This is a genomic window from Bradyrhizobium sp. YCK136, assembly GCF_044570075.1.
GTDB lineage: Bacteria > Pseudomonadota > Alphaproteobacteria > Rhizobiales > Xanthobacteraceae > Bradyrhizobium > Bradyrhizobium diazoefficiens.
Genome location: NZ_CP172424.1, coordinates 4,011,598 through 4,022,952 on the forward strand (window position 1 = coordinate 4,011,598; position 11,355 = coordinate 4,022,952).

An 11,355-nucleotide genomic window follows, 5' to 3' on the forward strand; every position below is an offset into this window, starting at 1 on the left:
GGCTGGCCGCGGAGTAGGGCGGCGCCATCATCAAACTGTAACAAAGGCGTAATTGAGTACCCGCGTGGATCCGGACGATGCCGTCAGCCATCTTCCGGAGACGGGGCATTTGTTGACGGTTGGGGCGACCATGGCTGAGCCGGCAAAGCTTGTCAGCGCGATATCGGGGGCTGAGCCTGCCATTCCGGGCCTGGTCTGGGCGTTCCGCCTGCACAGCGACGGCAGCGCCGAGGCGCTGCCGATCGACCGGCCGATCGAGTTCAGCCATGACGGCCGGCTCTGGCTGCATTTCAACCTGACCGATGCGCGGGCGCGGCCGTGGATTGCGGCATCGACGCTGCCGCCGCTTGCGCGCGAGCTGCTGCTGTCCAACGACACGTTCCAGCAGCTCCATGTCATCGACCACTGCGTCTACGGCGTGTTCTCCGACCTCGTGCGCGACATCGACAGCGCCACGGAGGAGACCGCGTTCCTGCGCTTCGCCATGACCGAGCACCTGCTGGTCAGCGGCCGCCATCAGGCGCTGTGCTCGGCGGATGCGACGCGCCGGGTGCTCGAAGGCGGCTACCGCGTCGACAACGTCGCCCATCTCCTGGAAAAGATCGTGGACGAGGTCGCCGACACGCTTGATCGGATGGCCGACAAGCTCGGGCAGGAGACGGCATCGAGGAACGCATCCTCGCCGACGATGCCAAGCCGGAGATGCGCCGCAATCTCGGCCGGCTGCGCCGCACCTGCGTCAGGCTGCATCGTCAGCTCACCGGCCTGCGCGTGCTGTTTCACCGGCTCGACCAGAAGAACACGGACCATCTCTCGCCGGGCTTGCGGATCCACGCCGGCAAGCTGGCGCAGCGGCTCGATGGTCTCGATCACGACATCGTCGAGCTGCGCGAGCGCAGCCGGCTGCTCGAGGAGGAGCTGCGCTTCAAGAACGAGGAGGAGAGCAACCACCACCTCCACACGCTCTCCATCGTGACGACGCTGCTGCTGCCGCCGACGCTGATCACCGGCATCTTCGGCATGAACACCAAGGGCCTGCCGCTCACCGACGTCGAGACCGGATTCCTCTGGGCGGCGGCGCTGATGGCCTCGTCGGTCGGCGCGGCCTATTTGTTCATGCGGCGCACGGGCATTTTCAAGTAGCGTACCCAACCGTGAACGCGATTGCCGATAGCTCTCTGCTGCGAAGCATGGCTGCAATTGCGCTGGCGTGCACCTTGGCGAGCACGAGCGCGCGCGCCGGCGCCAAGGACGAAAGCGCGGCGGAATGGCTGGCGCCAAAATGGTCCAACGAATGGCATGACGGGCTCGCCAACAAGGGCCTGAATTTCGGCGCCACCTACATCGCCGACAACATCGGCAATGTGTCCGGCGGTGTTGGGCGCGGCGCGATCCATTTCGGCCGCCTCGATCTCTCGGTCGATGCCGATCTGGACAAGCTCGTCGGCTGGAGCGGCGGCCGCTTCTACGCCAACGCCTTCGTGATCTACGGCCGCGGGCTCTCGCGCAACTACGTGCAGAACCTCGCCACCATCAGCGAGATCGAGGCGCTGCCGGACCAGCGGCTCTACAACGCCTATTTCGAGCAGAGCTTCTTTGGCGACAGGCTGAACATCAGGGCCGGCCAGCAGGCCGCGGATGTGGAGTTCTTCGACAGCCAGACCGACGACCTCTTCATCAACGGCACCTTCGGCTGGCCGGCGATCAAGGCCTCCAACCTTCCGGCCGGCGGCCCGGCCCCGCCGATCGCGGTGCCCGGCATTCGCGTCAAGGCCGCGTTGACGGACCAGATCACCGCCTATGCTGCGGTGTTCAACGGCGATCCGTCCGGGCCGGGCGATGCCGATCCACAGATTCGCGACCATCACGGCCTCGCGTTCCGCGTCAACGATCCGCCCTGGGTGATCGGGCAGGTCCGCTTCAACTACGACATCGATATCGGGGGCCGCCCGCTCGCCGGCAATTTTACGCCGGGCGCCTGGAAGCACTATTACCCGGAATCAGAGCTGAGTGATACGGCGGCCTTTGAAACGGCGTTGACGGACCTTTTTCTTGGTCCAGACGAAGGGCTCGGCTCTGTCGTTGTATGCGTTGACGTAGGCATCGATGTGTTCCTGAAGCTGCTTGAGGCTCGTGAAGGAGGTGCCGCTGAGCGACTGCCCCTGCAAGATGGAAAACCATACTTCGACCTGATTGAGCCATGACGCACTTGTCGGCGTGAAATGAAATTGCACGTTGGGGTGGGCCTTGAGCCAGTCCTCGTTCTTTTTATGGGTGTTGAGGTTGTCGAGGATGACGTGAAGCTTGCGGTTCGGAAAAGCCGCGGTGACGCTGTTCATGAAATCGAGAAACTCGACGCGGCGCCGGCGTTTTGAATGGGTCGCGATGATCTTTCCGGTGGCGACTTCGAGCGCCGCAAACAATGTTGTGGTGCCATGCCGCTTGTAATCGTGGCTTTGGCCGGTCAAGGCGCGGCCATTGGGCAACTTCAGATAACCCTGCGCTCGCTCCAAAGCCTGGATCGAGGGCTTCTCGTCCACGCACAGCACAATGGCCTTCGCCGGCGGCGCGACATAGAGGCCGACAACATCGGCGGCTTTGGCCGTAAAGTTCGGGTCGTTGCTCTCGCACCAGGACTTGCGAGCCACCAGGTCAATCTTGTGGCTGCGCAGGAACCGCCAGACATATTGGACATCGACATCGCCCAGCGCCTCGGCCAGCAGGGGGCCGGTCCAGCGCGCAAACCCTTGCGGTGGCGGCTTATCCAGCAGCTTCAGAATCCGCTTGTCGGTCGTCTTCGTATAGATCGGCTGCTTGCCAGGCCGCGGCTTGTCTTGCAGCCCTTCAAGGCCATGGTCGGCATAGCGATGCCGCCAAAGGCTGACAATCCGCGGCTGGACCCCAACTTCCTTGGCGATCGACCGGGTGCTGCGCCCATCCGCCGCCAACAGAACTATCCGCGCCCGCTTCAAATCGCGCTGCAACGTCACCGGTGAGCGACAGCACGCCTCAAGCACCTTGCGATCTTTCCTCGAAAGGTGGACTTCTCTTGCTTCGGGTATCATCCCGACCTTGAATCACGACTCACGTTCCAAGAAAAGTTGGCTCGTTCGACAGCCAGCGGTTTACCGCGGAGGGACTGTCGATCGCCGATCCCTCCGGAAGCGGCGTTCCGGCGAAGCTCCGCGGCAACTACGGCATCTTCGCGGTGATCGAGCAGGTGCTCTACCGCCCGCCGGAGGTGAAGGACAACACCACCTCCGCTTCGATCCCGGGCGTCACCGCGTTCGGCCGCATCGCCTACAGCCCGCCGGATCGCAATCTGATCGACCTCTATCTCGACGGCGGCATCGGCTTCGTCGGCTTCACGCCAGGCCGTCCGCTCGACCGCTTCGGCGTGGCGATGGCCTATATGCGGATTTCGAACACGGCCCGCACGCTCGATCTCGATACGCAGGCCTTCACCGGCGTGCAGAGCCCGGTGCGCAGCAACGAGACCCTGATCGAGATGATCTACGAGGCGCATATCAAGCCGGGCTGGCTGGTGGCGCCGTATTTCCAGTACGTGTTCCGCCCCTCGGGCGGCATCCCCAATCCGAACGATCCGAGCAGGACTTCGCGGATCGGTGACGCCGCAGTCTTCGGCGTCACCACAACGATCCGGTACTAGGGCGGCTTACGCCATTGCGGGTTGCGTCTTCGGCTTCGGCTGCCGCGACAGTGCCAGCACGATCAATGAGGCGAACACGCAGAGCGCGCCGGCGATGAAGAAGGCGGGCAGGTAGCTCTGGAGCAGCGTCCGCGACAGGCCCGCTCCGAAGGCCGCGGTGCCGGCGCCGAGCTGATGCCCGGCGAAGATCCAGCCGAACACCAGATTGGCGCGCTCGGGGCCGAACTTCTGCGCGGTGAGGCGCACCGTCGGCGGCACGGTGGCGATCCAGTCGAGGCCGTAGAACATCGCGAAGATCGACAGGCCGTAGAACGAGAAATCGCTGAAGGGCAGGAAGATCAGCGAGAGACCGCGCAGGCCGTAGTACCAGAACAGCAGCCAGCGATTGTCGTAACGGTCCGACAGCCAGCCCGAGAAGATGGTGCCGAAGAAGTCGAAAATACCCATCGCAGCCAGCAGGCTTGCGGCCTGCACCTGCGGGATGCCGAAATCGAGGCACATCGGGATCAGGTGGACCTGGACGAGGCCGTTGGTCGAGGCGCCGCAGACGAAGAAGGTCGCAAACAGGATCCAGAACGCGCTCGACTTCGAGGCGTCGCGCAGCGTGCCGAGCGCCACCGCCGTGATCGAGCCGTGGTTGACGGGCGGGGTGGGCAGCGGCTCGCTGCCCTCGTCACCGAACGGGCGCAGGCCCAGATCGCTCGGACGGTCGCGCATCGCGAGCAGGACCGCGAGTGCGGAAACGCCGAGCATGATGCAGACGAAGCCGAGCGCCAGCCGCCAGCCGAAGCGTTCGGTGAGGCTTGCGAGCAGCGGCAGGAACACGAGCTGACCGGTGGCGACGCTCGCGGTCATGATGCCGACGACGAGGCCGCGCCGCGCCGCGAACCAGCGCGTGGCGATGGTCGCGCCGAGCACCAGCGCGGTCATCCCGGTGCCGATACCGATCACGACGCCCCACAGGGCTATGAGCTGCCAGACCTCGGTCATGCCAAGCGATGCGACCAGCGCCGAGACCACGATCAGCTGCGCCGTGAGCGTGACGTTGCGCAGGCCGTAGCGGTTGAGCAGGGCGGCGGCGAACGGCGCCATCAGCCCGAACAGGATGAAGCGGATCGACAGCGCGGAAGAGATCTCCGCCGTGCTCCAGCCGAACTCCTTCTGCAGGGGAACGATGAACACGCCGGGCGCACCGACCGTGCCGGCGCTGATCAGCGCGGCCAGGAAGGTCACGCCGACCATCACCCAGCCGTAGTGGATATTGCGGCGGCTGAGCCTTGCCGCGAGCCAGTTCGAGATCATTGGGCCTCAATCATGGTTGGCGGTCCCTCCCGGGACTCGCGTCATCGTTATAATCTGGCATATTCGTCGGAAGTCTAAAATGTCAGACTTCCCTCAATTTCGGACATCACGACTAGTGCGTCAGCCGCTCCACCGCGATGGCCGTGGCTTCGCCGCCACCGATGCAGAGCGCGGCGACGCCGCGCTTGAGGTTCTGCGCCTCGAGCGAATGCAGCAGCGTCACGATCAGCCGCGCACCGGTGGCGCCAATCGGATGGCCGAGCGCGCAGGCGCCGCCGTTGATGTTCAGCTTGTCGCGGGGAATGCCGAGATCGCGCTGCGCCGCCATCGCCACCACGGCGAAAGCCTCGTTGATCTCGAACAGGTCGACGTCACCGGCGCTCCAGCCGATCTTGTCGAGCAGCTTGCGGATCGCAGGGATCGGCGCCGTGGTGAACCATTGCGGCTCCTGGCTGTGGGTGGCGTGGCCCTTGATTACGGCAAGCGCCGGAAGGCCGCCCCGATCGGCCAGCGACCGCTTCGTCAGCACCAGCGCGGCGGCACCGTCGGCATTGGCGGAGGAGGCGGCCGGCGTGATCGTGCCATTGGCGCGGAACGCCGGCTTCAGTCCGGGAATCTTGGCCGGATCGACCTTCAGCGGATGCTCGTCATTGGCGATGACGCGTGGGCCAGCCTTCTCGGTCAGCGTGATCGGCGCGATCTCGGCCTTGAACGCGCCGCCCTCGACCGCCCTGCGGGCGCGGCTGAGCGTCTCCATCGCATAGGCGTCCTGGTCCTTGCGGGTGAACTGGTAGGCCTCTGCCGTGGCCTCGCCGAAATCGCCCATGGATCGGCCGGTCTCGTAGGCGTCCTCCAGCCCGTCCATCATCATGTGGTCGATGATGCGGTCATGGCCGACGCGATAGCCTCCGCGTGCCTTGGCGAGAAGATAGGGCGCGTTGCTCATGCTCTCCATGCCGCCGGAGACGACGATCTCGGCGGAGCCGGCGCGGATGATGTCGTGCGCCAGCATGGTCGCCTTCATGCCGGAGCCGCAGACCTTATTGACCGTGGTGGCGCCGGTCGCATCGGGCAGGCCGGCCGCACGGGCAGCCTGGCGTGCCGGGGCCTGGCCTTGTCCTGCGGGCAGCACGCAGCCCATGAAGACCTCATCGACCTTCTCAGGCGCGAGCTTGGCGCGCTCCAGCGCAGCGCCGATCACATGCGATCCAAGCTTATGCGCGGCCAGCGGCGACAATTCGCCCATGAAGCGGCCGAGCGGGGTACGGGCGGCGGAGACGATGACGACGGGATCGGCGGCTTCGGCCATGACGGGACTCCCTGCGATGACGGTTGAGTAAGATTATGCTCATCATATGATGCGGCGCAAAAAATGCAACCGCGGCTGGGATGAGAAAATCTTGTGGTTCGCATGAGATTTCCTCCTGCGATCGGAGGAGGGGCTGTGACTCTAGGAACGAAAGCGCTCCCCCAATGACGATGTCTGCCCCGCGAAGGCGAGGGCATCCAGAACGCCGCGGCTTCTCGGCTCAATCACCGCAGCCTCTGGAATACTGGATCGCCCGCCTCGCGGGCGATGACAGCGTCATGCGGAACGAAGCACCCCGTCCAGCGCCTACCGCTTCCTGTTCACGAACGCCTGCATCAGGCGCGTTGGCTCGTCGGTCAGGAACGACTCGCCGAACACCTTGACGCTGAGGTTCACCGACTCCGTCAGCGGCAGTTCCTCCCATTGCCGCAGCAGCGCCTTTTGCGACCGCAACGCCTTGGGGCCGCATTCGAGCAGCGCCTTCACCGTGTGCTCGACGGCTGCATCCAGCCCGCCCTCGGGCGCCACCTTGTCGACCAGTCCCCAGGCGAGCGCCGTGGCTGCGTCGATGTTCTCTGCCGTCATCACCAGCCAGCGCGCGCGGGCCCAGCCGATCAGGCGCGGCAGCAGCGCGGCGTGGATCACCGAGGGAATGCCGACGCGGACCTCCGGCATGCCGAAATGCGCATCATGCGCGGCGATGCGGAAGTCGCAGGCGGCCGCCACCTCGAGCCCGCCGCCGAGGCACCAGCCGGGCATGCGCGCGATCACGGGGGCCGGGAACTGGCGCACGGCCTCGCAGAGATCGCGCAGGCGGCTGATGAAGGCTTCGGCCGATGCCTGGTCGAGCTTGGCCATCTCCTTGATGTCGGCGCCGCCGATCATGCTCTTCTCGCTCTGGCCGCGCAGCACCACGACGCGGATGCTGCGATCGGAGGCGAGCTGTTGCAGGCCTTCGCGCACCGCGTCGGTGACGGGCGAGCCGAGGATGTTGAGCGAGCCGGCGTTGCAGATCGCGACGTGAACGACGCCGCGCGCATCGCGCGTCACGCCGCAGTGGCTGTTGAGCATTTCCATCGTGGGATCTCGACGTTTGTTGGACGTGCGCGGGCGCACCGGTCGGGATCACTTCCGGGCCGAAACGCGTTGCTTGTCAAGCGGGCCGGGGAGACGGAGTTGCCAGCGCGAAGTTCGTGGCATAGTATGATGCATGTCATACAACGAGGCTGCCATGACCGACATCGATCAACTCGACCTGTTTTCGCCCACGCAGCGGCGCGAGCGTGTGGTGGAGTGGCAGGTCCCTGCGCCGGTCGCGAAAGCGGCGATGGGCCTGTCGGGCATGGACGCCATGCTGGGCATTCGCGACGGCCGGCTGCCGCCGCCACCCTTCGCAAAGCTGATCGGCTTCACCATGGCGGTGGTCGAGCCGGGCCGGATCGTGATGCAATTGGAGCCGCGCGAGGATCTCGAAAATACCATCGGCCTCCTGCATGGCGCGACGGCCGCGGCGCTGATCGACACCGCCATGGGATGCGCCATTTCGACCCGGCTGGAGGCCGGGCAGTCGTCCGTGACCCTCGATCTGAAAATGACGTTCCTGCGTCCGCTGTCGGTCCGGTCCGGGCTGATCACGGCCGAAGGTAAGATCATCAAGCTGGGACGGCAGACCAGCTACACCGAGGGGTTCGTCCGCGACGGCAAGGGGGCGCTCGCAGTCCATGCAACTGCAACCTTTTCCATGATTGGCAATATCTTAACATGAATTAATTCACTGTCCGGTCCATTCTTGTGTTATGAAATGATCTCCGACATTCAATGAGACCCGCATGCGCTATTCCCGGGAACACAAGCAGGAAACCCACGACCGCATCGTGAAGAAGGCCTCCGTGCGGCTGCGCGAAAAGGGTGCGCACGGCATCGGTGTCGCCGACCTCATGAAGGAGGCGGGCCTGACCCATGGCGGCTTCTACGCGCATTTCGATTCCCGCGAGGCGCTGGTGATCGAGGCCTTTGCCTACGCCATGGACCGCTCGATGGAGCACTGGCGCAAGATCAGTGGCGAGGTCTCTCCCGAGAAACGGCTGGCGCTGATCGCGGAGACCTATCTCTCCGCGCTGCATCGCGACAATCCCGGCCATGGCTGCTCGATTCCCGCGCTGGGCGCCGAGATCGCCCGCGAGAGCCCGAAGACGCGAAAGGCCTTCGCCGGCAAGCTCGACGAGATGATCGAGATGATGACCGACTACATCCCGAACCTGCCGCGCAAGGCGGCGCGCAAGCAGGCGATCGCGACGCTGGCGACGATGGCCGGCACCATGCTGCTGGCGCGCATCGCCGGCTCCAGCGAACTGTCGGACGAGGTGCTGAAGGCGGGCAGGGACAGCGCGCTGGATGGTGCGAAGCGTGAGCCGAAGGTGGCGGCGGTGAAGAAGGCGAAGCAGAGTTAGGCCGAGATGCCGTAGGGTGGGCAAAGGCGCTCTTGCGCCGTGCCCACCGTCTCTCCGTGATCGTAGTTGGCATGGTGGGCACGCTTCGCTTTGCCCACCCTACGGGATCGGTGCTTACCGCCCCGCAAACAACGCGCGCTCGCGCTCCACGATCTCGCCGATGTAGTCCGCCACGGCCCTGATCCGGGCGAGGTCCTTGCTGTCGGCGTGCATCAGCATCCAGAACGTCCGCGTGATCGAGATCTCCTCCGGCAGCACCGCGACGAGCTGCGGATAGTCGCTCGCCATGAAATGCGGCAGCACCGCGATGCCGAAGCCCGAGAGCGTGGCGTTGAGCTGTGCGATCAGATTGGCGCTGCGGAAGCGGGCGGAAATCCGCGGCGACACCTGCGGCAGATAGTCGAGCTCCGGCGTGAACAGGAGCTCCTCGATGTAGCCGACGAAGCGGTGCTGCGGCAGCACCTCGCGCGACACGATCGGCGGGAAGCGGTCGAGATAGGCGGGGGCGGCATAGAGCCCGAGGCGGTAGTCGAGCAGCTTGCGGCCGACGATGCGGCCCTCCTTCGGCATGGTCAGGCTGATCGCGATGTCGGCCTCGCGCTTGGAGAGACTGAACAGCCGCGCAGTAGCCACAAGTTGCAGATCGAGATCGGGATACCGGTCCGCGAAGGGCGCCAGCCGCGGCGCCAGGAAGGCGGTACCGAAGCCATCGGGCGCACCGATCCGCACCGTTCCGGTCAGCCGCGCCACGGAGCCGCCGACCTGCTCCTGGTTGGCGACGATGGTCGATTCCATCGCTTCCGCGCTGTCGGCGACGCGCTGGCCGGCCTCGGTGAGGAGATAGCCGGTCTTGCGCCGGTCAAACAGCTTCGCCGAGAGGTGCTTTTCCAGCCTGTCGACGCGACGGATCACCGTGGCATGGTCGACGCCGAGCTGTTTTGCCGCAGCCGAAACCGAGCCGCCCCGCACGATGGCCAGCACGAAGCGAAAGTCGTCCCAGTCGATAGCGCCTTGATCCAGCATTTTCGCACATCTATGGTGCAATATATCAGACTTGAATCCTATAAAATGCAGGTCGATAGGATTTGTCAAAGCGAACAGGCTGGCCTGAAGGAGATATTTCCATGCGTTCAATCGGACATTTCATCGGCGGCAAGGAGGTCAAGGGTACCTCGGGCCGCACCGCCGACGTTTTCGAGCCGATGACCGGTGACGTGCAGGCCAAGGTGGCGCTGGCGTCCAAGGCCGAGGTCCGCGCTGCCGTGGAGAACGCCCGCGCCGCGCAGCCGGAATGGGCCGCGACCAACCCGCAGCGCCGCGCCCGCGTCATGATGAAATTCGTCGAGCTGGTCCAGCGCGACTACGACAAGCTCGCCGAGCTGCTGGCGCGTGAGCACGGCAAGACCGTGCCGGACGCCAAGGGCGACATCCAGCGCGGCCTCGAGGTCGCGGAATTCGCCTGCGGCATCCCGCATCTGATAAAGGGTGAGTACACCGAAGGCGCCGGCCCCGGCATCGACATCTATTCGATGCGCCAGGCGCTCGGCGTCGTCGCCGGCATCACGCCGTTCAATTTCCCGGCGATGATCCCGATGTGGAAGTTCGCGCCCGCGATCGCCTGCGGCAACGCCTTCATCCTCAAGCCCTCCGAGCGCGATCCCGGCGTGCCGATGCTGCTCGCCGAACTGATGATGGAAGCGGGCCTGCCGGCCGGCATCCTCAATGTCGTCAACGGCGACAAGGAAGCGGTCGACGCCATCCTCGACGACCCCGACATCAAGGCCGTCGGATTCGTCGGCTCCACGCCGATCGCGCAGTACATCTATGAGCGCGCCGCGCAGACCGGCAAGCGCTGCCAGTGCTTCGGCGGCGCCAAGAACCACGCCATCATCATGCCCGACGCCGACATGGACCAGGCGGTCGATGCGCTGATCGGCGCCGGCTACGGCTCGGCCGGAGAGCGCTGCATGGCCGTCTCCGTCGCGGTGCCCGTCGGCAAGTCCACCGCCGACCGCCTGATGGAAAAGCTGATCCCGCGCGTCGAGAGCCTCAAGATCGGCACCTCGATTGATCCGTCGGCCGATTACGGCCCGCTGGTGACGCGCGAGGCGGTCGAGAAGGTCAAGGGCTACATCGACATCGGCATCAAGGAAGGCGCGACGCTCGCCGTCGACGGCCGCGGCTTCAAGATGCAGGGCTACGAGAAGGGCTTCTATCTCGGCGGTTCGCTGTTCGACAACGTCACCAAGGACATGCGGATCTACAAGGAAGAGATCTTCGGCCCGGTGCTCTCGGTGGTGCGCGCGCACGACTACAAGGAAGCGCTGGCGCTGCCATCCGAGCATGACTACGGCAACGGCGTTGCGATCTTCACCCGCGACGGCGACGCGGCGCGCGACTTCGCGGCCAAGGTCAATGTCGGCATGGTCGGCATCAACGTGCCGATCCCGGTGCCGATCGCCTATTACACCTTCGGTGGCTGGAAGAAGTCGGGCTTCGGCGACCTCAACCAGCACGGCCCGGACTCGGTCCGCTTCTACACCAAGACCAAGACGGTGACCTCGCGCTGGCCGTCCGGCGTCAAGGAAGGTGCGGAGTTCTCGATCCCGCTGATGAAGTGATCT

9 protein-coding genes and 2 pseudogenes are annotated in these 11,355 nt (G+C 65.2%); 6 read left to right on the forward strand and 5 right to left on the reverse strand.

Going from position 1 to position 11,355, the window contains the following annotated elements; all coding sequences use genetic code 11:
* Positions 1-130: 130 nt before the first annotated feature.
* Together ACFLEY_RS19065 and ACFLEY_RS19070 are read left to right on the forward strand one after the other, a co-directional pair.
* Positions 131-1,143: pseudogene (locus tag ACFLEY_RS19065) on the forward strand (transporter).
* 47 nt (positions 1,144-1,190) lie between these two features.
* Positions 1,191-1,961 (forward strand): annotated as a pseudogene (locus ACFLEY_RS19070) (carbohydrate porin); the annotation flags it as partial.
* A gap of 39 nt (positions 1,962-2,000) precedes the next feature.
* Here ACFLEY_RS19070 and ACFLEY_RS19075 read toward each other — a convergent pair.
* On the reverse strand, positions 2,001-3,065 hold the full coding sequence (locus ACFLEY_RS19075) for an IS630-like element ISRj1 family transposase (RefSeq protein WP_026192128.1): 1,065 nt from the start codon (positions 3,063-3,065) through the stop codon (positions 2,001-2,003).
* Positions 3,066-3,145: 80 nt separating this feature from the next.
* On the opposite strand from ACFLEY_RS19075, the gene ACFLEY_RS19080 reads away from it, so the two are divergent.
* Positions 3,146-3,670, forward strand: coding sequence for a carbohydrate porin (locus tag ACFLEY_RS19080; protein WP_396604977.1), 525 nt, complete (start codon positions 3,146-3,148; stop codon positions 3,668-3,670).
* Positions 3,671-3,676: 6 nt separating this feature from the next.
* Here the strand turns inward: ACFLEY_RS19080 and ACFLEY_RS19085 are convergent, their stop codons facing one another.
* The 3 genes from ACFLEY_RS19085 to ACFLEY_RS19095 form a co-directional block, all read right to left on the reverse strand.
* Positions 3,677-4,972: an MFS transporter gene (locus tag ACFLEY_RS19085; RefSeq protein ID WP_028170981.1), complete on the reverse strand. Its 1,296-nt coding sequence runs from the start codon at positions 4,970-4,972 to the stop codon at positions 3,677-3,679.
* Between the two features lie 112 nt (positions 4,973-5,084).
* Entirely contained in the window at positions 5,085-6,281 is a 1,197-nt protein-coding gene (locus ACFLEY_RS19090) for an acetyl-CoA C-acyltransferase (RefSeq protein ID WP_011086726.1), read from the reverse strand.
* A 306-nt stretch (positions 6,282-6,587) separates the two neighbouring features.
* Positions 6,588-7,358, reverse strand: a complete 771-nt coding sequence (locus ACFLEY_RS19095) for an enoyl-CoA hydratase (protein ID WP_060911634.1) — start codon at positions 7,356-7,358, stop codon at positions 6,588-6,590.
* A 154-nt stretch (positions 7,359-7,512) separates the two neighbouring features.
* Between ACFLEY_RS19095 and ACFLEY_RS19100 the strand changes: the two genes are divergently transcribed.
* Entirely contained in the window at positions 7,513-8,046 is a 534-nt protein-coding gene (locus tag ACFLEY_RS19100) for a PaaI family thioesterase (RefSeq protein WP_060913051.1), read from the forward strand.
* A 64-nt stretch (positions 8,047-8,110) separates the two neighbouring features.
* On the forward strand, positions 8,111-8,731 hold the full coding sequence (locus tag ACFLEY_RS19105; RefSeq protein ID WP_028170985.1) for a TetR/AcrR family transcriptional regulator: 621 nt from the start codon (positions 8,111-8,113) through the stop codon (positions 8,729-8,731).
* 114 nt (positions 8,732-8,845) lie between these two features.
* Here ACFLEY_RS19105 and ACFLEY_RS19110 read toward each other — a convergent pair whose 3' ends face one another.
* Positions 8,846-9,754: a LysR family transcriptional regulator gene (locus ACFLEY_RS19110; protein ID WP_060911635.1), complete on the reverse strand. Its 909-nt coding sequence runs from the start codon at positions 9,752-9,754 to the stop codon at positions 8,846-8,848.
* 101 nt (positions 9,755-9,855) lie between these two features.
* Between ACFLEY_RS19110 and ACFLEY_RS19115 the strand changes: the two genes are divergently transcribed.
* On the forward strand, positions 9,856-11,352 hold the full coding sequence (locus tag ACFLEY_RS19115) for a CoA-acylating methylmalonate-semialdehyde dehydrogenase (RefSeq protein ID WP_060911636.1): 1,497 nt from the start codon (positions 9,856-9,858) through the stop codon (positions 11,350-11,352).
* Positions 11,353-11,355: the final 3 nt, after the last annotated feature.